Origin of the sequence: Micromonospora vinacea (assembly GCF_015751785.1) — a bacterium.
GTDB lineage: Bacteria > Actinomycetota > Actinomycetes > Mycobacteriales > Micromonosporaceae > Micromonospora > Micromonospora vinacea.
The window spans coordinates 2989027-3010942 of record NZ_JADOTY010000001.1 but is presented as its reverse complement, the minus strand read 5'-3'; the positions used below and the strand labels follow the sequence as shown (position 1 = coordinate 3010942).

Sequence of the window (21916 nt, the reverse complement as noted above, 5' to 3'; positions counted from 1 at the left end):
TTGGCCCCAACGGCCCCACCAGCCGCACTGGTGCGACCCCTGGGCGCCGCACAGACCCCGCGGGACGTACGCCCGGTTCAGTCGCTCGACGGGCGCTCCGCCAGGCGGCGCAGGTGGTCGGCCACGGCGTGCGCGTCGGTGTCCCGACCGTCGCCCGGCCGACCGGTCGTGATCGCCTCGGCCAGCGCCCGCAGCTCGGGGGGCGGCAGGCTGGGCAGTCCCATGCCGCGCAGGGGGATGGTGACCCCCCGCGTACTCCCCCTGTTGGTGGCGAGGATGGCCCGCACCCGCGCTCCGCCGCCCGGACCATCGTCGTCCGCCTCGCGGTACGACACCACGCCGGACTCGATCCGGGCGGTGGCGAGGTCGACGGTGCGGGTGCGCAGCGCACCGCGTACCCGCGCGCGGCTGCCGTCCAGCCAGGCGGCCGTGCGGAGCACCCGCAGCACGAGGTAGAGGCCGAGCAGGACGAACGGCAGACCACACAGGCCGATGAAAGGGCTGGGACCGGACTGGTTCGGGTCGGCGGAGTCGCGTAGCCCGGGCGGCAGCAACCCCGGTGGCAGGTCGCGAGCCTCCTCATAGGAGGCGAACGCGTCACCCGGGCCGGTCAGCCGACGCAGCAGCCCGTCGGCGACGAGGGGCAGCGCCACGAACGCCGCGCCGACCGCCGCGAGGAGGACGCCGGCCACCACCGCCACGACGCGCTGACCGGGCGACGCGCCGACCGACAGGCGCAGCTCCTGGTTGGTCACAGGAGGCAGCGTAAGACCCGCCCGACACAACGAAGCGCCCCGGCTGGTGGGCCGGGGCGCTTCGTTCGAGGTGGTGGAGGTGCCGGGAATCGAACCCGGGTCCTTCGCCGGTTTGTCAGGGCTTCTCCGAGCGCAGCTCGCTGTGCCTCTACTCGGCCCCACCGCTCACGCGAGCAAGTTGGTGTGACGGGCCCAGTCGCTGATTAATCTCGCCGCACGGACCCCGCGACCGGGTCCGATTGGCCAGCCTCCTAGCTGATGCCGGCTACTGGGACGAAGGCGTTCCCAGGCCGACAGACTTAGCTACTCGCCTCAGGCGGCGAGAGCGAAGTCAGCGCGATTGTTCTTGGCGCTTATAAGTTTCCGACGACCGATTCTCGAGACGACGTCGGCTTCCTCGGCTCGCTTCCCCTGTCGCTGCGTACGAAGTCGAAACCAGTCACCCCCTCGACAGGCCGCCGATGTGGCGGCACTGACAAGACTAACGCCTGCCGCAACAGCTTTCATCCCGAGCCCCGGGCCGGCTCGCCGACCCGGACAAACGGGATGAACTAGTCGTCCATGCCCTTGCCGCGTCGACCGGACACCCGGGCGATCTCCCGGTCCGCGTCCCGCTTGGCGAGGTCCTGACGCTTGTCGTACGACTTCTTGCCCTTGGCCAGGGCGATCTCGACCTTGGCCCAGCCGTCCGAGAAGTAGACCTGCAACGGGACGATCGTGTAACCGCCCTCGCGGGTCTTGCCGAGGAGCTTGTCGATCTCGGCCCGGTTGAGCAGCAACTTGCGGGTACGCCGGGGCTCATGGTTGGTCCAGGTGCCCTGGGTGTACTCCGGGATGTGCATCGAGTGCAGATAGAGCTCGCCGTCACGTTCCTGCGCGAACGCGTCGACCAGCGACGCTCGCCCGGCCCGCAGCGACTTGACCTCGGTGCCGGTCAGCGCCATGCCCGCCTCGTACGTGTCGAGGACGGCGTAGTCGTGGCGCGCCTTCTTGTTGGAGGCGACCACCTTGCGCCCCTTTTCCCGTGGCATCGGTGCCACCCCCTCTCCTTCGTCAACGGCCGGGTTCACCCCGGCCGGACAACCGATCATGCTACCTGAACGACAAGGACCCTCCCGCGCCGTTTATTTCCGGCCGCGGGAGGGTCCCCGGGAGATGACGGGACGACCCGTACGGTGCCTAGACCCGCAGGTAGAAGCGCAGGGTGATCCAGGCGGTGCCCGCGCTGACCAGACCACCGACGCCGGCCATCAACGGGAAGATGAACAGGATGTCGCCCCAGGTGATCGGCGAGAGCAGACCCTGCAACGCGCTCAACGACCCGTCGAAGAGCAGATACTTCGCCGCGACCAGAGCCACCAGGCCGAGCAGTGAACCGATCAGGCCGGCCACCACGGCCTCCAACACGAACGGCGCCTGGATGAACCAGTTGGACGCGCCGACCAGCTTCATGACCGCTACCTCACGCCGCTTGCTGTACGCGGCCACCTGAATGGTGTTCGCGACAAGCAGCAGGGCGGCGATCGCCATCACGATGGCGGCAGCCAGGGCGATGTTCTGGATCGAGGTGAGGATGTTGAAGATCTTGTCGAGCAGTCGACTCTGGTCGATGATCTCCTCGACGCCCGCCGTGTCCTTGTACTGGTCGTAGACGTCCTTGTACTGCTCCGGGTTGTTCAGCTTGAGCCGGAACGCCTCGGGCAGCTGGTCCGGCTTCACGGCGTTCACCAGGTCCGGCGCGTCCTGGTACATCTCCTTGAAGCGCTTGTACGCCTCGTCCTTGTTGACGTAGAGGACGTCCTTGACCAGGGGGTCACTGTCGAGCTTGGTCTGCAGTTCGGTGCGCTCCTGCTCGGTCACCTCCTGGGTCAAGAAGATCGAGACTTCGATGTTCTTGTAGTAGAGGTCCTTCATGTCGTCGACCTGGCGGTACATGAGACCGCTGGCGCCGAGCATGGTCAGCGAGACCGCCATCGTGATGATCATCGCGATGGACATGGTCACGTTGCGCCACAGTCCGACCAGTACCTCGGACAGGACGTATTTCACGCGCATCGGGATTTCCTCCGGGTCTCCGGCATGAGGTGTTCGTCGTCAGGCTGCGCAGGGGTGGAGCGCCGGCTCACCCGTAGACGCCGCGGGCCTGGTCACGCACGATGCGACCGCTCTCAATCTCAACGACGCGGCGGCGCATCTGGTTCACGATGTTGGAGTCGTGGGTGACCATCACGACGGTCGTGCCGGTGCGATTGATCCGGTCCAGCAGACGCATGATCTCGATCGAGGTGTCCGGGTCCAGGTTTCCGGTGGGCTCGTCCGCCAGCAGGATCAGCGGACGGTTCACGAACGCCCGGGCGACGGCGACCCGCTGCTGCTCACCACCGGAGAGCTCGTGCGGGTAGCGGTGCTCCTTGCCACCGAGCCCGACCAGCTCCAGCACCTCCGGCACGACCCGGCGGGCAACCGCCTTCGTCTTGCCGATCACCTCGAGGGCGAACGCCACGTTCTCGTAGGCGGTGCGGTTGGGCAGCAGCCGGAAGTCCTGGAAGACACAGCCGATCGAACGCCGGAAGTGGGGTCGCTTCCAGGAGCGCATCGACGTGACGTCCTTGCCGTTGACGACGACGCGCCCCTTGTTGGGGGCCACCTCGTGCAGCAGCATTTTGATGATCGTGGACTTGCCGGAGCCGGATGGACCGATGAAGAAGACGAACTCGCCCTTCTCGATCGAGACGGACACGTTGTCGAGCGAAGGCCGGGACGCCTTCGGGTACGTCTTCGTCACTTGCTCAAGCTGAATCACGGGTGGTGAGTCTACGCGGTGTAACAACTGAGCCAAGCCCCACGCCCCGCCGATCCGGCGCGAGTCGTCGAATCAGGCTTCTACCTGGAGATCGACGAAGCGCTCCGCCCGCACCCCGTCACGCACCGTCGCCGGCGAGCTGCCGCTGCTTACGCCAACGGATTCCCGCTTCGATGAAACCGTCCAACTCGCCATCGAAGACCGCGCTCGGATTGCCGGTCTCCTGCTCAGTTCGGAGATCCTTCACCATCTGATACGGGTGCAGGACGTAGGAGCGCATCTGGTCGCCCCACGAGCCGGCCGCGTTCTCCTTGAGCCCTTCGAGCTTGGCCTGCTCCTCCTGGCGCTTGCGCTCCAACAGCCGGGCCTGGAGCACCCGCAGCGCGGAGGCCTTGTTCTGCAGCTGGGACTTCTCGTTCTGGCAGGTCACCACGATGCCGGTCGGGATGTGGGTCAGCCGCACCGCCGAGTCGGTGGTGTTGACGCTCTGCCCACCCGGTCCGGAGGAGCGGTAGACGTCGACCCGTACCTCGTTCTCCGGGATGTCGATGTGGTCGGTCTGCTCGGTGACCGGCAGGACCTCGACGCCCGCGAAGCTGGTCTGCCGACGGCCCTGGTTGTCGAACGGGCTGATCCGGACCAGCCGGTGGGTGCCCGACTCGACGCTGAGCGTGCCGTAGGCGTACGGCACCTTGACCGCGAAGGTGGCCGACTTCAGGCCCGCCTCCTCGGCGTACGAGGTCTCGTAGACCTCGGTCGGGTAGCCGTGCCGCTCCGCCCAGCGCAGGTACATGCGCAGCAGCATCTCGGCGAAGTCCGCCGCGTCCACGCCACCCGCGCCGGCCCGGATGGCGACCAGCGCCTCCCGGGAGTCGTACTCGCCGGAGAGCAGGGTGCGGACCTCCATCTCCTGGATGGCCTTGGTCAGCCCGGTGATCTCCGACTCGACCTCGGTCAGCACGCCCGGGTCGGCCTCCGCCTCGGCAAGCTCCAGCAGCACCTGGGCGTCGTCGAGGCCGGAACGCAGGCTGCCCAGCTTGCTGATCTCGCCGTTGACGTACGACAGCTGCGAGGTCACCGCCTGGGCCTTGGCCTGGTCGTCCCACAGGTCGGGGGCGGAGGCCTCCTGCTCAAGGCGGGCCTTGTCCTCGTGCAGACGGTCGATGTTGAGGACGGCCTCGATGTTTCGCAGGGTCGCGTCGAGTTCCTTGAGCTGTTCGGCGTAATCGGCAGCGGTCACGACAGACAAGCGTACTGCGCGGACGAGGAGTGAGCTTGCGAGCCCCGCAGGTCCGCGCCAAATCGGCCCTGGGCCCTCGGGCGCGGCGCAGCTCGTTCCCTATGCGGGAACCTGTTGATCGTCACCCGACGGGGGCGGACTTCAGCCACGACAGGGCAGCCCGGTGGTAGGCGACGGCGAACTCCAGCGCGCTGGCGTCGTACGTCTCGCCGTCCCGTTTGGCGTTCTTCACCTGCTCCCGGACCTGCGCGAGGGCCTCGGTGTGGTATTCGTTGGCCGAGGCGTACAGGCCCTTGAGCTGGCTGGCGGAGTGCAGGTTGCCGAACGCCATCCGCAGCGCGATCGGGTTGCGGATGGTGTCCTTCCCCGGGTTCTCCGCGAGCCAGCGGGAAAACGTCCGTTTTCCGCTGGCGGTCAGTGAGTACGGCTGGCTCATCCGCGGACCCGGCTTGCCGAGCCGCACGAAACCCCGCTCAGCCAGCACCGGCAACTCGCGGTACACCTGACTGCGGGTCATCGACCAGTACGGCGCCAGACGGCGCTCAGCGGCGGCCATCAACTGACCGCCTGTCATCGGGCCCTCGTGGAGGAGGCCGAGCAGGGCCGCCGCCGTAGGGTTGACTCCGGAATCCGCCATGCCCACTACGCTGCCACTTTGCGCACCCGGCGTCCAGGATTTGCCAGTTTGCCACCCAACAGGACTTCCTAAGTGCACTGTCGGCGACAGACTGTCCGTTGAGGACTATCGATGGGTTGCGACATTCCGGGCGTCCGCCGGCGGCGCCACGCGCGCCGCCGGCGGGTCGTCGCCGGTCAGCCCATGTGCGGGTACGTGTGGTCGGTCGGCGGCACGAAGGTCTCCTTGATCGTCCGCGGGGAGACCCAGCGGACCAGGTTGAGCCAGGAGCCGGCCTTGTCGTTGGTGCCGCTGGCGCGGGCGCCACCGAAGGGCTGCTGCCCGACCACCGCGCCGGTCGGCTTGTCGTTGATGTAGAAGTTGCCGGCCGCGTACCGCATCCGCTCGCCGACCGACTCGACGACCCGGCGGTCGGTGGCGAACACCGAGCCGGTCAGCGCGTACGGGGCGATCGACTCGGCCTGCGCGACCACCTCGTCGAAACGGGCGTCGTCGAACACGTGCACGCCCAGGATCGGCCCGAAGTACTCGGTGGTGAAGGTCTCGTGGGCGGCGTCGCCGCACTCGAAGAGCGTCGGCCGCACGAAGTAGCCGACCGAGTCGTCGGCGGTGCCACCGGCCAGCACCCGGCAGCTGTCGTCGCCGGCGATCAGCTCCAGCGCGGCGGTGTGCCGGGCGAACGCCTTGTCGTCGATCACGGCGCCGCCGAAGTTGCTGAAGTCGGCCACGTCGCCGTAGGTCAGCGAGTCGGCGGTGGCGGCCAGGCGGTCCCGCAGCCCACCCTCCCAGATCGAGCGCGGCACGTACGCCCGGGAGGCCGCCGAGCACTTCTGGCCCTGGTACTCGTACGCGCCACGGATCAGCGCGGTGTGCAGAGCGTCCACGTCGGCGCTGGTGTGCGCGACGACGAAGTCCTTGCCGCCGGTCTCGCCGACCAGACGCGGGTAGCCCCGGTACCGGGCGATGTTGTCGCCCACCGTCCGCCACAACTGCTGGAAGACCTTCGTCGAACCGGTGAAGTGGATGCCGGCCAGCTCCGGGTCGGCGAGCACGACATCGGAGACCTCCTCGCCCCGGCCGGTGACCATGTTGATCACGCCGGGCGGCAGGCCGGCGGCCTCGAACAGCCGCATGGTGAAGTGCGCGGCGAACTGCTGGGTCGGGCCCGGCTTCCAGACCACAGTGTTGCCCAGCAGGGCCGGCGCCGACGGCAGGTTGCCGGCGATGGCGGTGAAGTTGAACGGGGTCACCGCGTAGACGAAGCCCTCCAGCGGGCGGTGGTCGAAACGGTTCCACACGCCGGGCGAGGACGCCGGCTGCTCCTCGAGCAGGCGACGCGCGAAGTGCACGTTGAACCGCAGGAAGTCGATGAACTCGCACGCCGCGTCGATCTCCGCCTGGATCGCGGTCTTCGACTGGCCGAGCATCGTGGCGGCGTTGAGGGTGTCGCGCCATGGCCCGGCGAGCAGCTCGGCGGCACGCAGGAAGATCGCGGCGCGCTCCTCGAAGGGCAGCGCCCGCCACATCGGCGCGGCGTCCTTGGCGGCCTTGGTGGCGGCACGCGCGTCGTCGTGGGTGGCGTGCCCGGTCACACCCAGCACGTGGGCGTGCTTGTGCGGCTGCACCACGTTGATCGGGTCACCGCCGGCCATCCGCTGCTCACCGCCGATGGTCATCGGCAGGTCGATGCGCTCGGCGGCGAGCTCGGTCAGCCGCCGCTGGAGCCGGTCCCGGTCGGGGCTGCCCGGCTCGTAGTTGCGAACCGGCTCGTTGCGCGGCTCGGGAACGGAGAACACGGCATCCATCAAGGCTCCTGGCGATCTCGACAGCAGTGGCGAAACCGGACCCGCGGGCACCGACCGGACGGCCGGACACCGGACGCCGCACGGGAGGCCGAGCAGCGGCGGGACCTCCCGTGATTCTCCCATGACGGGCCGCACGGCCCACCTCCGCCACCGCCCTGCGCCAAGGACCGCCCCACCCCTCCTCCCCTTACCGACCGGTCTCGATCCGTCCCGCCGTCCCGGGGCGACAGGCAGCCCAGCGGGCCCGCGTACCCTGAATGGTCGGTGACCTGCCGCCTCGAAGGGGAGACGATGACCAAGCAGCCCGGCCGCGTCCCGGCCGCCGAGTCGGACGAGCCCGCGGTCGACGCGGCCAGTACCGGCAGTCGGCCGTTGCCCGCGCCCGGCGCCGCAGTGCTCGCGCTGCTGGCGCTCGGCTGGCTGGCCGCCATGCTCTGGTCCACCCGGGAGGCCATCACCTCGGCGGCGGCCGGGGTCACCGCGATCAGCCTCTCCGCGTTCGCCCTGCCCGGCGTGATCTCGGCCGCGCTGGTGGCCGGGGCGGCCGTCGCGCTGGCCGGTGGAAACCTGCTGGCCCGCCGGTACGGCGACTGGGCCACCCTGCGATTCGCCGGGGCGATCGGCGGCGGAATGCTGGTCGGCCTCGCTGCCGCGGTGGCGATCAACCTCACCTACTTCGACACGTCCACCACCAACGTGATCGCCGGCACCACGGCCGCCGCGGCGATCATCGGTGGCGCGCTGGCCGGTGCGCGGACCGCCCCGGCGATCGGCGCCGTGGTCACCGCCGCGCTGGGCACGCTGATCTTCGTGGTCGCGTTCAGCCGCGCCCGGGACCCGCTGTTCGACCTCTTCGGTGCTGGCGACAGCCAAGAATCGTTGATCAACGCGGCCAAGTGGGTGTCCCGCACCGAATCGCTCGTCGCCGGGCTACTGGCTGGGCTCCTGGCCTTCGGCTACCTGACCTGGGCACGGCGTCGAGCCGTCCGCCGCGATCCCGAGACCCCGGCGCTGCGCTGGCCGGCGTACCTGCTCGCCGGCGCCGGCCCTGGGCTCCTCCTGCTGCTCGCCGAGGTGATCATCCGGATCGGCGGCCGGTCCCTGCTCGACCTCGCCAGCGCGCTCAGCGAGGCGGACGCGGTGGCGCAGACCTCGCTGGGCACCTCGCGGGTGGACAATGGGATCTGGGTGCTCTTCGTGGGGGCGCTGACCGCGCTCATCGCGTTCGGCCGCACGCTCAGCCCGGCCCAGACCGACGACGACGAACCAGTCGACAGCCCGAGCCCCGTCGCAGACCAGGTCGACCCGGAGGACGACAAGCCGGGCTACGCCAAGGCGTTCGACGCGGAGCCAGCCGAGACGTTCGACGCCGACCCGGCCGAGACGTTCGACGCCGACCCTGCCAAGGCGAAGCCCGCCAAGGCGGATCCGACCCGCTGACGACGGGCCGGGGCCGGTGTCCGGCTCAGGCTGCCGGGGCCGGGTGTCCGGCTCAGTCGCTCGCGCGTAGCAGCTGGTCCAGCTCCGTCACGTCGTACCACTCCAACTCGTGGTCCTCGGCGCTGTCGACGGTGAACTGGGCGTCCGGGTCACCGGCTGCCGCCTCGGCCACCACGTCGGCCGCCGCGCCGACCTCGTCGACCGCGTCAACGCCGTCCACGTGGATGGCCGCGACGGCACCCACCGGCACGGTGTCGATCAGCGACACCGTGCTGGAGCCCAGCTCACCGTCACCGCGTCCGACCGCGCCCGACGGCAGGTCGACCGAGACGACGACGCGACGGCGGGGAGCCTTCGGGTCGGCGCGGAGAAGGTGCAGGGCGTCCTGGGCAGCCCGGGTGAACGCGACGTACTCCAACTCCTCCTCGTCACCCTCGGCGTACCACTCGCGCAGCGCCGGGGTGACGGCGTGCGCCTGCTCGGCGGCCAGCCCTTCGTCACGCAGCCGGGCCAGCATCGGTACGGTCGCCGGCACGTACACCCGGACAAGCTCGTCGGTCACCGGTCGTCTCCCCGCGTCGTCCTCCACCGGCGGCCGCCGGCACGGGCGCAGATCATGCCGCACGCCGTGACCGTCATACACCCCGCCTCCGGCCGGAGGAAGTTCCCAGCCGGTGTGTCCCCGTGGTTGGCCTGCCACCGACCCGGGCTGGATGCTGGGCGGTCGGGGCTGTCGGTGGCAAACTGAGCCAAACGACATCAACCCCGGGAGTTCCTGTGGAGCCGAGGTTCCTGCTGCTCTCCGACGTGGCCACTGAGCTCAACGTGTCGGACTCGCAGGTCTACCACATGGTGCGCAGCGGCGAACTGCCGGCGATCAAGATCGGCGGGCGCGGTCAGTGGCGCGTCGAGCGCGCTCGCCTGGAAGAGTACATAGCGCGCAAATACCACGAAACCGCAGACTGGGTGCAGAGCAACCCGCTGGTCGACCGCGACCCCGAGTAGCAGAGCCCAGCCCACCGGCCTTACGTTGCCCGGCCCGCCTGGCCTTGGCCTACCCGACTGGCCTTGGCCTACCCGCCGGGCCTTGACCTGCCCGACCGGCCGGCCCGCCCGACTGACCTTGACCTGCCCGCCGGGCCGGCCCGCCCGACTGGGACCCGCTGCGCCTCGCCCGCCCCGCCTGGCCTTGTCCGGTCGCCCGGCCCAGGTCCGCCCACTCGCCAGCCCGCGCATGATCCACTCGGCTGCGCGGAAGTCGGGGTGTCGGGGCTGCTCGGATACCACGACATCAAGGAACGCGAGTGGATCATGCGCCTTGCCGCACGTCGGCCGCCACGAAGCCATTGACCGAGGCCGCTCCGTCACTCAGAATCGAGCTTGTCGGAGGCAAACGAAGGTAAACGCAAGATCGAGGGGGCCATGATGAGCGGAGCGCGACCCGGTCCTTCCCGACCGCCCGTACGGCTGCGCCCCGTCCCGCCCTTCGACCCGCCATACCTTGACGAGACCGACGGGTCGTACTGGCCGGCACTGACCGACGGTCAGCTCGCCCTCGACCTGTTCGCTGCCACCCGAGCCGACCCGGTCCGGCCGCCAGTGCGGCGAGCAGTGCTGCGACCAGTGCCTGACCGGTCCCCCACCACCCACCCGGCCGCCTCGTTGCCGCCAGCAACCGCTCCGGAAACCACCCGAGCCGCCCACCGCTTCGTCGGCACCTGCGTGGAGGTGGTCAACGGCTACCGTTCGCCGGCTCAGGTGCGAGCGCTGCTCGACCCGGCCCGAGCGGGCGACCTGCTGACCGAACTCGCCCGCGCGTCCGGCCGGGCCGGAACATCGCGCCGCCGTACCGGCCGGCCACTGGTCCGCCTCCTACGCCTGCGAGTCTGCGAGCCCCGGGAAGCCGCGGTGGAGGCGGCAGCTGTCCTCACCGGTGCGGGCGGTCGAAGTTGGGCGATGGCCCTGCGCCTCGAGCATCGCCGGGGTCGCTGGCTATGCACTGCCCTACACGTGCTCTGACCACACCACCCGGGCCGATCATCCCGGCCAGGCCCAGCCTGCCGGAACACCCCGGACCGAGCCGGGCCGAGCCCGGGCCGGGCCGAGCCCGGGCCGGGCCGAGCCGAGCCGAGCCGAGCCCGAGCCGAGCCGAGCCCGAGCCGAGCCGAGCCCGAGCCGGGCCGAGCCCGAGCCGGGCCGAGCCCGAGCCGGGCCGAGCCCGGGCCGGGCCGAGCCCGAGCCGGGCCGAGCCGAGCCCGAGCCGGGCCGAGCCGAGCCCGAGCCCGAGCCGGGCCGAGCCCGAGCCCGAGCCCGAGCCGGAGCAAAGCCGGGCCGAGCCGGGCCCGACCGGACCGGCGCGGACCGAGCCGCACCGCACAGCACCGGGCCGAGCCGGACCGCACCGGGCCGAGCCGGAGCGGCGAGACCGGTTGATCCACTCCGGTTTCAGGAAAGCGCCCTATCCGGCTGCCGCTGACGCCGCGCTTTCCTGAAAGGCGAGTTGATCTGGGGTGCCGGCCTCCGCGCATGCCAGGAAAAGCGCCGAGATGGGCGGTTTGTCAGGCAGGTGGGGCTGGAAGACACCGACGGGCCCCGGCCTGTTCGGCCGGGACCCGTCGGTGCAGACGCTGTCAGTGCAGACGCTGTTGGTCAGTTGCCGCCATTGGGAGCGCCGTGGCAGCGCTTGTACTTGCGGCCCGAGCCACACGGGCACGGCGCGTTGCGGGACGGGCCGTTGCTCGCCTCCGCCTGGTTCGGTGCCGGGCGACGGGCGGCGGCCGACGGAACAGCCGGGCCACGCAGGCCCGAGGCCGGCCGCTGCGGGGCGGACGGTGCGGTCCGCCCCGGTGCCGCCGGGGCACCCGGAGCCGGGCGACCCACACCGAGCGCCGGAGCCTGCTGCTCGGCCTGCTCCACAGCGACGGCACCCGGGCTGGCCTCACCGTCGATGGTGGGCGCGGAGTACTGCAGCCCCTGCCGACGCGGTGCCTGGTTGAGGCCCTTGGCGCGGATCTCCACCGGCTTGTCGAGCAGCGTGACCTCGTCGGCGCCCGCCTCCGGCTCGGGTTCGGTCACCTGGACGTCGACGTTGTAGAGGAAGCCGACGGTCTCCTCCTTGATGCCGTCCATCATGGTGGCGAACATGTCGAAGCCCTCGCGCTGGTATTCCACCACCGGGTCGCGCTGGGCGTACGCCCGGAGGTTGATGCCCTCCTGGAGGTAGTCCATCTCGTAGAGGTGCTCGCGCCACTTACGGTCGATGACCTGGAGCAGCACCATCCGCTCGAGCTGGCGCACCCCCTCGGTGCCGAGCTGCTCCTCACGCCGGTCGTACGCGGCGTTGGCGTCCTCCTTGAGGCGGGCCACCAGGAAGTCGGCGTCCATGCCGGCCCGCGAGCCGCCGGCCTCCTCCTCCAACTCCTCGATCGTCACACCGACCGGGTAGAGCTGCTTGAGGCTGGACCAGAGCTGCTCAAGGTCCCAGTCTTCGCCGTAGCCGTCGGAGGTGGCCCCCCGCACGTACGCCTCGACGGTGTCGTCGATCATGTTGCGGACCTGGTCGGAGAGGTCCTCCCCGTTGAGCACCCGGAGCCGCTCGGCGTAGACGACCTGGCGCTGCTTGTTGAGCACCTCGTCGTACTTGAGGACGTTCTTGCGGATCTCGGCGTTCTGGCCCTCGATCTGGGCCTGGGCGCTCTTGATCTGCCGGGTGACCATCTTCGACTCGATGGGCACGTCCTCCGGGATGTTGAAGCGCTCCATCACCGCCTCGACCGCCCCGGCCCGGAAGCGCCGCATCAGCTCGTCCTGCAGGGACAGGTAGAAACGGGACTCGCCCGGGTCACCCTGTCGGCCGGCGCGACCGCGCAGCTGGTTGTCGATCCGCCGGGACTCGTGCCGCTCGGTGCCCAGCACGTAGAGGCCACCGGCGGCGGAGACCTCGTCCGCCTCGGCGTCGCAGGCCTGCTTCCAGGTGGGAAGGACCTCCTCCATCGCCTTGGCGTACTCTTCCTCGTTTTCCAGCGGGTCGAGGCCGCGCTGGCGCAGCTCGTTCGCGGCGAGGAACTCGGCGTTGCCGCCGAGCAGGATGTCGGTGCCACGGCCGGCCATGTTGGTCGCCACGGTGACCGCGCCCTTACGCCCGGCCTGGGCGACGATCTCGGCCTCCCGCGCGTGGAACTTGGCGTTCAGCACGTTGTGCGGGATGCCGCGGCGGCGCAGCAACTGGGAGAGGATCTCGGAGTTTTCCACCGAGACGGTGCCCACCAGCACCGGCTGGCCCATCTGGTGCCGCTCGGCGATGTCCTCGATGACGGCGTTGAACTTGGCCTTCTCCGTCTTGTAGATGACGTCCGGCCGGTCCTCGCGAACCATCGGGCGGTGGGTCGGAATGGTCACGACGCCGACCTTGTAGACCTTGTTGAACTCGCTCGCCTCGGTCTGCGCCGTACCGGTCATGCCGGACAGCTTCTCGTAGAGGCGGAAGTAGTTCTGGAGGGTGATGGTGGCCAGGGTCTGGTTCTCCTGCTTGATCTCCACCCCCTCCTTGGCCTCGATCGCCTGGTGCATGCCCTCGTTGTAGCGACGGCCGTGCAGGATGCGGCCGGTGAACTCGTCGACGATCAGGACCTCACCGTCGCTGACGATGTAGTCCTTGTCGCGCTTGTAGAGCTCCTTGGCCTTGATGGCGTTGTTGAGGTAGCCGACCAGCGGGGTGTTCACCGACTCGTACAGGTTGTCGATGCCGAGCCGGTCCTCGACCTTGGCGACGCCCCGCTCGGTCACCGCGATGGTGCGCTTGGAGTGGTCGACCTCGTAGTCGCCCTCGCCGTCGGTGCCGGGCTGGAGCCGGGCCACCACGCCGGCGAACTCGCCGTACCAGCGGGCCGAGTGCTCGGCCGGGCCGGAGATGATCAGCGGGGTGCGGGCCTCGTCGATCAGGATGGAGTCGACCTCGTCGACCACAGCGAAGTTGTGCCCGCGCTGCACCAGCTCGTCCTTCGACCAGGCCATGTTGTCGCGCAGGTAGTCGAAGCCGAACTCGTTGTTGGTGCCGTAGGTGATGTCGCACTCGTAGGCGGCCTTGTGCTCGCTGGCCGGCCGGTTGGGCAGCACCACGCCGACGGTCAGCCCGAGGAACTCGTGCACCCGGCCCATCCACGCCGCGTCACGCTGGGCGAGGTAGTCGTTGACCGTGATCACGTGGACGCCCTTGCCGGAGAGCGCGTTGAGGTAGACGGCCATGACCGAGGTCAGCGTCTTACCCTCACCGGTCTTCATCTCGGCGATGTTGCCGAAGTGCAGCGCCGCGCCGCCCATCACCTGGACGTCGTACGGGCGCTGGCCGAGCACCCTGGCGGCCGCCTCGCGGGCCACCGCGAACGCCTCCGGCAGCAGGTCATCGAGGGTTTCGCCCTCGTCGAGCCGCTCCCGGAACTGTTCGGTCATGCCGGCCAGTTCCTCGTCGGTGAGGTTGACGTAGTCGTCCTCGATCGAGCTGACGGCGGCGGCGATGGCCTTGAGCCGGCGCACCATGCGGCCCTCGCCCGCGTTAAGGACCTTTTCCAGAATCGACACGGATCAACGCTCCCCTAGACAGTCTCGAACCATCGTAGGCGCTCCATCGGCGCGATGGTCACTGGTGGCGGTGCTCGACCCCGCAGAACCCGACATAAGTCGCGTCCCTCGCCCGCCCCGAACGTTATCCGGTTACGCCGTCGGCGAACGCTGCGGCAGGATGCACGAGTGGAGCCCGTGGAGATCATCGAGGACGGCGTGCTGCTGCGGCCCTGGCGAGAGACGGATGCCGAGGCCGTGCACCGAGCCTGCCAGGACCCGGACATTCAGCGCTGGACCACCGTACCGCGCCCGTACCTACCGGAACACGCTCACGGATTTGTCACCGAGATGAGCCGGAGCGCCTGGGCCGAGGGGACCGGGGCACCGTTCGCTGTGTGCGACCCGGGCACCGGGGAACTGCTGGGCTCCTGCGGACTGATCTCGATCGACGAGAACGGCACCGGTGAGGTCGGCTACTGGACGGCGCCCTGGGCACGGCGTCGGGGCCTAATGGTCCGGGCCACCCGGGCGGTGGCCCGCTGGTCCTTCGACACCCTCGGGCTTCGCCGGCTTCTCTGGCAGGCCGAGGTGGGCAACCACGCCTCGCGGTTGGTGGCCCTCCGGGCCGGTTTCCGGATCGACGGCCGGTTGCGGCTGGCCAACCCGGCACTGCACGGCGGCGCGGACGGCTGGATCGGCTCGCTGCTGCCCGGCGAGGTGCCGGCCGCCGGTTCGACCGGGCCGGCCGGACCGGGCACCCTCGCCGCCCGGCGGGCCGCCGTCTTCGGCCGCCCGCAGCCCGTTCTGTTCGCCGAATCCAAGGCCGGCGAGCTGCGTCTGCGGCCCATGGAGGAGCAGGATCTGGACGCCGTGGTGCAGACCTCCCGGGATCCGGAAACCATCCGCTGGACGACAGTGCCGGACCCGTACGAGCGCGCGGACGCGCAGGGCTACCAGGCTTACGGGCGGGACGCCTGGGCTCGGGGGGACGCCGCCTGCTTCGTGATCGCCGACCCCGACGACCGGTACGCGGGCACGCTCGACCTGCGGCTCTCCCCCGCCGACCCGCTGGTGGCCGACGTCGGCTTCGTGACCGCGCCGACGGCCCGGGGTCGGGGCTATCTACCCGCCGCGCTGGTCGCGCTCAGCGCCTGGGGCTTCAGCACGTTGGGCCTGGCGCGGATCGAGTGGAAGGCGAACGTGGGCAACACCGCCTCCCGCCGGGCGGCGGAGAAGGCGGGCTTCCTGATCGAGGGGACCGCCCGGGGCGCTGTGCAGCACCGGGGCGAACGGGTGGACGTGTGGGTCGGTGCGCTTCTCGCGAAGGATCTGGGATGAATCTGCGGCCCGTCGTCGAGACGCACGGCGTGCGCCTGCGCCCGTTCCGCGCGCAGGACAGCGCCGACGTGGTCGACGGCTGCGCGGACCCGCTGACTCAACGGTTCGTGTCCAACCTGCCGACGCCGTACACCGAGACCGATGCCCGCTGGTGGATCGACGTCGGCGCCCCGGCGGCCTGGACCGGTGGTGGCACGGCGTACGCCGTCGCGGATCCCGCGACCGATCGCCTGCTCGGCGCTGTGGGGTTGAACAACCCGGTGCCCGCCCGGGGTCAGTTGGAGATCGGCTACTGGATGCGGCCGGTGGCGCGCGGGCGCGGGGTGGCCACCGCGGCGACCCGCGCGCTGAGCGAGCACGCGTTCGCCGCCGGAACGGCCCGGCTGGAGTTGCTCACCGAACCGGAGAACGGCCCGAGCCAGCGGGTCGCGTTGGCCGCCGGCTTCCGCTACGAGGGTCTGCGCCGGTCGGCCGGTGCGTCCCGCGACGGGGGCCGGCACGATCTGCTGGCCTGGGTACGCGTCGCCGGTGACCCGTCCGGCCCGACCGCCCGACTGCTGCCTGACCTGCCCGGCGGGGTGCTCACCGACGAGGTGGTGGCGCTGCGCCCGCTCGCGGCGGACGACGCGGCGCTGATGTACCGGCTGCACAGCCGACCCGAGGTGGTGGCGAACCAGGCGCCGCCGGTGCCGCCGACGCGCGAGGCGATGGAGCGGCGTTGTCGTCTCGCGGAGAGCGGGTGGCTGACCGGCGACATCGCCCGGCTGCTGATCACCGACGTGGCCAGCGGGGAGCCCGTGGGCAGTTGCGGCTTGTCGTACACCGATGTGGCCGCTGGCGAGGCGTCGGTGGGCTACGCGTTGCTGCCCGAGTGGCGCGGCCGGGGGTACGCGACGCGGGCGGTCCGCCTGCTCGCGGAGTGGGCGTTCGGCGCGGCAGGTGTCGCCCGGCTCTCGGCCGGCACGGTGCCGGACAACACCGCGTCGCACCGGGTGCTGGAGCGGGTCGGTTTCCGGCGCGAGGCCCTTCAGCGCGGCCGGCTGCCCGGTTTGGCCGGCGCCCGTCTGGACGATCTGACCTTCGCGCTGCTCCCCGCCGACCTCCGTTGACGGATCATGGAGTTGTGGTGGGAGTACCCCACCACAACTCCATGATCGACGAGGGTTGGCTACCGGTCAGGTGGCGAGGGAGATGATGCCGTAGTCGTACGCGTGGCGCCGGTAGACGACGCTGGGGCGGCCGGACTCCTTGTCCTGGAAAAGGTAGAAGTCGTGGCCGACCAGTTCCATCTCGAACAGCGCGTCGTCGATGGTCATCGGCTCCGCCGGGTGCACCTTCTCCCGGGCGATGTGCCACGGTTGGTCGTCGTGTTCCTCTTCGACCCGCTCGGCGACAGCGGTGCCGGCGCGGGCGCCGTCGCTCGGCGCGCTCAGTGCGGATGGCACCAGGTCCGCGACCGGCAGGCCCGCGGTGGCCTCGGCGACGGAGATCGGCGCGTGCCGACCCCGGTGTACGCGGCGGCGGTCGGCCGCGCGGCGCAGCCGGGTGTCGAGCTTCGCGATGGCCGCGTCGAGCGCGCTGTAGAAGTCGTTCGTGCAGGCTTCGGCCCGAATCACCGGGCCCCGGGAAACGCAGGTGATCTCCACCCGCTGGCAGTGGTCGGCCTGGCGCGGATTGCGCTCGTGAAACAGCTCGACATCGACGCGAATAAGTTTGTGGTCGTAGCGTTCGATCTTCGCGAGTTTCTCGGCTACGTGTACCCGGTAATGGTCCGGCACTTCGACGTTTCGGCCCTTGACCACGATGTCCACGTGACCTCCCTTGTTCGGACGGTCTTCGATCCGGTTACCCGGCCGCGCGCCGTGGGGAGACCCGCTGGCGTCGACCGGTTGGTACGGCTACGCCTCCTCTCACCGCCAGGGGCGGTTGGAACGACCTCCTACCCCCGACAGCGAAACGCTAACTCCTGTTTGCCCGGCAGTCACCCCATGTTGCCGAGACGGCCCAGGATTTTTCGCAGCTCATACACCAACGGGTGAAACGGAAACACGATCGGTTACGACTGGTGTCTTTTCTCGGTCGCCGCGAGCACCGCGGCGACACTCGGTGCCCATCCCGTCGCGGTCAGCACCCTGCTCGCGGCGGCGAGGGTCACACCCGTGGTGACGATGTCGTCGAGCAGCACCACGACCGGGGCCGCACCAGCGGCACCACCCCGCAACGGCCCCGCCGAGCGGGGCTGGAAGGCCGCCTCGGCCGCCGCCGCCCGCCCAGCGCTGTCCAGGCTGACCGAGTCAGGTCGGGGCAGCGCCCGCAGCGGACGGCGCACCTGCACCGCCCAACCGCCCCGGTTGAGCCGGGCCGCGCAGTGCCGGGCCAGCCGGTCGAGGTGGTCCCCGTAACGGGACCGGGCCGCCGCCGCGGTGTCCGGGACGGGAACCAACGCCAGCGGACGAGCCGCACCGACCGCCGCCGCGACGACCTCGGCGAGCAGGGCGCCGAGCGGGCGGGCCAGCCCATGTCGGCCGTGTTCCTTGTACGCCAGCAGCGCCTCACGCAGCGGGCCCGCGTACGGGCCGAGGGCGACGCAGGGCGGCAGGCCCGGCGGAGCGGGGGTGGGGCGGACCGCCAGTGGCCGCAGTTCGCCCAGCACCGCGACGCAGGCGGGGCAGACCCCGTGCCGCAGTCCGGGTCGGCGCTCCCGACAACCGGCACAGTCGGCGGGCAGCACCAGGTCGGCGAGGTCCGCCCAGAGCCCGCTCACCGTGTCAGTAGAGGAAGAACGGCGCCGACGGGTTGCTCGGCCGCACCCCGGCCGGCACCGGGGCGATGTCGCGTACCCGGCCGGGCTCGATCCGTTCGAACGGGCTGCTGCGGTAGGCCACCCCGTTCGCCTCGTACATGTAGGCCCCGCTGGGCGTCCGCACGCTGCGGTTGGTCGGGTACGAGGTCAGGTGGTTGACCTTGGCGCCGAGGTCGATCCGCAGCGGCGTCTCCAGAGCGCCGTCGAGACTGACCTCGTAGATCGCCGGCTGGCCGACAGACCCCGCGACCACCAGTTGGTCCTCGCTGCCCCAGTCGACAGCCGTCGGGTTGGTCAGCGAGGTGACCAACTCCCGGGGCGGGCCGATGGACACCCCGCCGCCGTCGAGGTTGACCGCGGCGACGTAGAGCCGGCCGCCGACGATCAGCGCGACCCGCTGGCCGTCCAACGCGGCGGCCACCGCCGTGACCGCAGCGGAGGGCAGGTTGAGCGGCACGGGATACATCCGGGCTGCCTCGTCGAACCGGTAGAGCTGCCCGTCGGCCACCACCAGGCCGCGGCTGGGGCGGGAGTCGACAGTACGCAGCCAGACCGGCCGGCCGATCGCGGAGTACTCCGTGCTGCTGCGGCTGAACACGGAGACCGGGTCGGCGCCCGTGCCCACGGCGAGTCGGTACCGGTTCTTGCTGCTGCCGGTGACCGCCATCGCGGCGAGAATCCGGTCCTTGGCCAGCCCGAGGCTGGCGGAGACGACGTTACGGTTGGCCTCGGGTGTCAACGGTACCCTGCCGCTGGGCTCGCCTTCGAAGTCGAGTGGGTGGATCGCGCCGTCGTACACGCCAAACCGCTGTGGGCTGGCGGTATGCGGGTAGAGCGCTCGGCTGTTTCGTCGCTCGCCCAGGTCGACAACGGGTTGCGCGTTGTTGCGGATCTTCAACTCGAGTTGGCCGGGCAGGTCGCCCAACGACCAGGCGATCTGCGTGATCAACTGGTCGATCCCGTTCTGGTCGTCACCGGACATGTCCAGATTGACCTCCCATCGACCGTTCCCGCCGGTGGCGTTGTTGATCAGCTCGGTGCCGTCCGGCAGCCCGACGACACCTGGGCGCAGCCAGTCGGAGGGGCCGCCGACCAGCCACTTCACCACCTCGTTGACCCGCCGCTCGACAGGCACCGCCTGCGGCCGGTAGCGCTGGTCGGGCACCAGGCGGCTGCGGTCCGAACTCCAGAAGTAGATCGTCTCGTCCTGGTAATACTGACGGAGGGCTGTGTCGCTGAGCAGCAGCACGTTGGGCGGGTTGATGACGTACAGGCCGGCCCGATCATCGTTGACGTCGCCGTTGAAGGACGCGCTGCGCAGGCCGAACTCGTACTCCGTCTCGGTCGCCACCGGTGGGGCGAGGGTGCCGTTGGTGCGCAGCACACCGACCTGCTGCACGGCGATCTTCACGGTCGTGGTCGAGTCGCTGTTGAGGGTGTAGACCGCCCCGCGCACCCGGACCACGTTCAGCGCGACCTCGCTGCCCTTCTTGTCCTGTAGCCGGATCTTGTCCTCCGGGGCGATGAACGCCTTGACCCGCTCGTACGCCCGATCCGGCTCGCCAGCGGCGGCGGACAGGAAGTTGGAGACGAACGCCTCGTTGACGCTGCCACTGGCCGTCCGCGTCGGTGGCTCACTGCCCCGACTGATCACACCGGCCTCGGTAGCGGCGCCGCCCTTGCCGTCCACCCGGACGTCGGATGCCGCCGGGATGCCACAGCCGGCGCCCAGCAGCACCATCACGCCGAGGGCCCCGAGCAGAGTCGGCCGTCTCACGAGCGCACCTCCGTCCGCTGCCCGTCCCCGGCGGGAGCCGGGCTGATCGCCAGTGCCCCGCCGGTGCCGGGCCCGATGGCCAGTGGGCCGCCGTCACGGGGGCCGCCGAACGGCAGCGCGGCGTCGGCCGGCACCAGCCGCAGCGGCGAGGTGGTCAACCGGTCGCCCGCTCGGGCCGGCAGGGTGAGCCGGAACTGCGCGCCCTGCCCGGGAGCACCCCACGCCTCCAGCCAGCCGCCGTGCAGCCGAGCGTCCTCCAGGCTGATCGACAGGCCCAGACCGGTGCCTCCGGTCTGCCGAGCCCGGGACGGGTCCGCCCGCCAGAACCGGTTGAACACCAGCTTCTCCTCGCCCACCTTCAGCCCCACGCCGTGGTCGCGGACGGTGATCGCCACGGCGGTGTCGTCGATGCCGAGCGTGATCAGCACCGGGCGGGCCTCACCGTGCTCGACCGCGTTGCCGACCAGGTTGCGCAACACCCGCTCGACCCGGCGCGGGTCGACCTCGGCGATCACCGGCGTGCCGGGCAGGTCGAGTTCGATCGGTACGCCCACCCGCTCGGCGAGGCCAGCCAGCCGGTCGACCACCCGGTGCACCACCGGCACCAGGTCGGTCGGCTCGGAATCCAGCATGGCGAAGCCGGCGTCGAACCGACTGATCTCCAGCAGGTCGGTGAGCAGCTCCTCGAATCGGTCCAGCTCGGCCTGGAGCAGCTCGGCGCTGCGGGCGACCGCCGGGTCGAACTCGTCGCGCTCAGCGAAGATCAGGTCAGCGGCCATCCGGACCGTGGTCAGCGGGGTACGCAGCTCGTGGGAGACGTCGGAGGTGAAGCGGCGCTGCAACCGGGACATCTCTTCCAGGCGCAGGATCTGCCGTTGCAGGTTGGTGGCCATCTGGTTGAACGACGCGGCGAGCAGGGCCAGGTCGTCCTCGCCGTTGACCACCATCCGCTGGTCGAGCAGGCCCGCGGAGAGCCGTTGGGCGGTTCGTGCGGCGACCCGGACCGGGTTGACCACCAGCCGGGTGACCAGCGCCGCGAGCAACCCGAGCAGGATCACCAGCGCGACCCCGGTGGCCACCACTGTCGCTCGGGCGTCGGCGGCGGTGACGTCCTGCCGGCCCAGCGGCACCAGGTAGTAGAGCTCGATGTGCCCGAAGCTGGTGGGCACCGGCGAGCCGTAGACCAGGTACTTGGTGGTCTCGCCGGTGAGTCGCCCGGTGCGGATCTGGCTGGCCACCTTGCCGTCGGCGATCGCGGCCCGCAGCTCGGGGCTGATCAGCGACTGGACGTTCGCAGACGGCGAGGTGCGCGTCTGGATGTCGTTGGGATAGTCGTCGGCGGTGATCGCCACCACCACCCCGCTGGTCTGCTGGGGGTCGCCGCCGGCCAGGTAGTTGACAGTGCCGTCGATGGTCTCCTGGAGCTGCGCCTCCTGCGGCTGCCCGTACAGGGAGACCTGCTTGGCCGCGTAGCTGGCACCGCTGGTCACCCGCTGCCGGACGTCGCTGCGAGCGCTGTCGAGCAGGATGGTGGTGATCTTGTCAGCGATCAGGAACGCGAACCCGCCGACCAGCAGGCTGGACGCGACAAGCGTGATGGTCACGACCCGGACCTGGAGCGAGCGGCGCCAGGTCTGGTGCGCCCGACCCACCACCCGGGCGACCCGACCGCACACCGCACGCCAGAACTCCCCGCCGGCGCTGGGCCGGCGGGCCGTGTTCGGGGAGGGTGGGGGCGGCGAGGTCGACACAGTGCGAC

Annotated in this window: 18 protein-coding genes and 1 other RNA gene; 5 read left to right on the top strand and 14 right to left on the bottom strand. The window is 70.5% G+C overall.

From position 1 onward, the window contains the following. Window positions 1-77 precede the first annotated feature (77 nt). The 8 genes from IW249_RS14440 to pruA form a co-directional block, all read right to left on the bottom strand. The gene (locus IW249_RS14440; RefSeq protein WP_196921233.1) at window positions 78-755 is read right to left on the bottom strand and encodes a hypothetical protein; all 678 of its coding nucleotides are present in this window, start codon (window positions 753-755) and stop codon (window positions 78-80) included. Window positions 756-826: 71 nt separating this feature from the next. Further along, window positions 827-1202: a transfer-messenger RNA gene (gene ssrA, locus IW249_RS14435) on the bottom strand. Window positions 1203-1306: 104 nt separating this feature from the next. After that, window positions 1307-1786 (bottom strand): SsrA-binding protein SmpB, encoded by a 480-nt coding sequence (smpB, locus tag IW249_RS14430; protein ID WP_112582503.1) that lies wholly within the window; start codon window positions 1784-1786, stop codon window positions 1307-1309. A gap of 148 nt (window positions 1787-1934) precedes the next feature. Next, the gene (gene ftsX, locus IW249_RS14425; RefSeq protein ID WP_196921232.1) at window positions 1935-2810 is read right to left on the bottom strand and encodes a permease-like cell division protein FtsX; all 876 of its coding nucleotides are present in this window, start codon (window positions 2808-2810) and stop codon (window positions 1935-1937) included. Window positions 2811-2877: 67 nt separating this feature from the next. Next, window positions 2878-3558: a cell division ATP-binding protein FtsE gene (ftsE, locus tag IW249_RS14420; protein WP_030331491.1), complete on the bottom strand. Its 681-nt coding sequence runs from the start codon at window positions 3556-3558 to the stop codon at window positions 2878-2880. A gap of 118 nt (window positions 3559-3676) precedes the next feature. Further along, window positions 3677-4798 (bottom strand): peptide chain release factor 2, encoded by a 1122-nt coding sequence (gene prfB / locus IW249_RS14415; protein WP_196921231.1) that lies wholly within the window; start codon window positions 4796-4798, stop codon window positions 3677-3679. A 121-nt stretch (window positions 4799-4919) separates the two neighbouring features. Then, window positions 4920-5435 carry a PadR family transcriptional regulator gene (locus IW249_RS14410; RefSeq protein WP_196921230.1) on the bottom strand — a complete coding sequence of 172 codons (516 nt, stop codon included), beginning with the start codon at window positions 5433-5435 and terminating at the stop codon, window positions 4920-4922. Window positions 5436-5611: 176 nt separating this feature from the next. Then, complete coding sequence (gene pruA, locus IW249_RS14405) at window positions 5612-7240, bottom strand: L-glutamate gamma-semialdehyde dehydrogenase (RefSeq protein ID WP_196921229.1); 1629 nt, start codon at window positions 7238-7240, stop codon at window positions 5612-5614. A gap of 291 nt (window positions 7241-7531) precedes the next feature. On the opposite strand from pruA, the gene IW249_RS14400 reads away from it, so the two are divergent. Beyond that, window positions 7532-8680, top strand: a complete 1149-nt coding sequence (locus tag IW249_RS14400; protein WP_231392529.1) for a hypothetical protein — start codon at window positions 7532-7534, stop codon at window positions 8678-8680. A gap of 52 nt (window positions 8681-8732) precedes the next feature. On the opposite strand, the gene IW249_RS14395 is transcribed toward IW249_RS14400, so the two are convergent. Further along, window positions 8733-9242: a DUF6912 family protein gene (locus IW249_RS14395; protein ID WP_196921228.1), complete on the bottom strand. Its 510-nt coding sequence runs from the start codon at window positions 9240-9242 to the stop codon at window positions 8733-8735. 215 nt (window positions 9243-9457) lie between these two features. Here IW249_RS14395 and IW249_RS14390 point away from each other — a divergent pair, with 215 nt between their 5' ends. Together IW249_RS14390 and IW249_RS14385 are read left to right on the top strand one after the other, a co-directional pair. Further along, window positions 9458-9685, top strand: coding sequence for a helix-turn-helix domain-containing protein (locus IW249_RS14390; RefSeq protein ID WP_196921227.1), 228 nt, complete (start codon window positions 9458-9460; stop codon window positions 9683-9685). Between the two features lie 417 nt (window positions 9686-10102). Beyond that, a complete protein-coding gene (locus IW249_RS14385; RefSeq protein WP_196921226.1) occupies window positions 10103-10699 on the top strand; it encodes an Rv3235 family protein in 597 nt (198 codons plus the stop codon). A 630-nt stretch (window positions 10700-11329) separates the two neighbouring features. Here IW249_RS14385 and secA read toward each other — a convergent pair. Beyond that, a complete protein-coding gene (secA, locus tag IW249_RS14380) occupies window positions 11330-14257 on the bottom strand; it encodes a preprotein translocase subunit SecA (protein WP_196921225.1) in 2928 nt (975 codons plus the stop codon). Between the two features lie 168 nt (window positions 14258-14425). Here secA and IW249_RS14375 point away from each other — a divergent pair, with 168 nt between their 5' ends. Both IW249_RS14375 and IW249_RS14370 read left to right on the top strand, forming a co-directional pair. Further along, a complete protein-coding gene (locus tag IW249_RS14375; RefSeq protein WP_196921224.1) occupies window positions 14426-15577 on the top strand; it encodes a GNAT family N-acetyltransferase in 1152 nt (383 codons plus the stop codon). Then, window positions 15574-16686 carry a GNAT family N-acetyltransferase gene (locus IW249_RS14370; RefSeq protein ID WP_196921223.1) on the top strand — a complete coding sequence of 371 codons (1113 nt, stop codon included), beginning with the start codon at window positions 15574-15576 and terminating at the stop codon, window positions 16684-16686. Before IW249_RS14375 ends, IW249_RS14370 begins: the two co-directional genes overlap by 4 nt. Before the next feature lie 66 nt (window positions 16687-16752). Here IW249_RS14370 and hpf read toward each other — a convergent pair whose 3' ends face one another. The 4 genes from hpf to mtrB all read right to left on the bottom strand — a co-directional run bounded on the left by hpf (window position 16753) and on the right by mtrB (window position 21908). Then, the gene (gene hpf, locus IW249_RS14365; protein WP_196921222.1) at window positions 16753-17388 is read right to left on the bottom strand and encodes a ribosome hibernation-promoting factor, HPF/YfiA family; all 636 of its coding nucleotides are present in this window, start codon (window positions 17386-17388) and stop codon (window positions 16753-16755) included. Between the two features lie 245 nt (window positions 17389-17633). Then, complete coding sequence (locus IW249_RS14360; protein WP_196921221.1) at window positions 17634-18341, bottom strand: ComF family protein; 708 nt, start codon at window positions 18339-18341, stop codon at window positions 17634-17636. Between the two features lie 4 nt (window positions 18342-18345). Next, window positions 18346-20121 (bottom strand): LpqB family beta-propeller domain-containing protein, encoded by a 1776-nt coding sequence (locus IW249_RS14355; RefSeq protein WP_196924789.1) that lies wholly within the window; start codon window positions 20119-20121, stop codon window positions 18346-18348. Between the two features lie 32 nt (window positions 20122-20153). Continuing rightward, on the bottom strand, window positions 20154-21908 hold the full coding sequence (mtrB, locus tag IW249_RS14350) for an MtrAB system histidine kinase MtrB (RefSeq protein ID WP_196921220.1): 1755 nt from the start codon (window positions 21906-21908) through the stop codon (window positions 20154-20156). Window positions 21909-21916 lie beyond the last annotated feature (8 nt).

Excerpts from the sequence above, each read along its gene's own strand:
- IW249_RS14355 (WP_196924789.1), bottom strand. The coding sequence starts at position 20,121 with ATGGTGCTGCTGGGCGCCGGCTGTGGCATCCCGGCGGCATCCGACGTC.
- IW249_RS14385 (WP_196921226.1), top strand. The coding sequence starts at position 10,103 with ATGATGAGCGGAGCGCGACCCGGTCCTTCCCGACCGCCCGTACGGCTG.
- smpB (WP_112582503.1), bottom strand. The coding sequence starts at position 1,786 with ATGCCACGGGAAAAGGGGCGCAAGGTGGTCGCCTCCAACAAGAAGGCG.
- ftsX (WP_196921232.1), bottom strand. The coding sequence starts at position 2,810 with ATGCGCGTGAAATACGTCCTGTCCGAGGTACTGGTCGGACTGTGGCGC.
- IW249_RS14410 (WP_196921230.1), bottom strand. The coding sequence starts at position 5,435 with ATGGCGGATTCCGGAGTCAACCCTACGGCGGCGGCCCTGCTCGGCCTC.
- pruA (WP_196921229.1), bottom strand. The coding sequence starts at position 7,240 with ATGGATGCCGTGTTCTCCGTTCCCGAGCCGCGCAACGAGCCGGTTCGC.
- IW249_RS14370 (WP_196921223.1), top strand. The coding sequence starts at position 15,574 with ATGAATCTGCGGCCCGTCGTCGAGACGCACGGCGTGCGCCTGCGCCCG.
- IW249_RS14400 (WP_231392529.1), top strand. The coding sequence starts at position 7,532 with ATGACCAAGCAGCCCGGCCGCGTCCCGGCCGCCGAGTCGGACGAGCCC.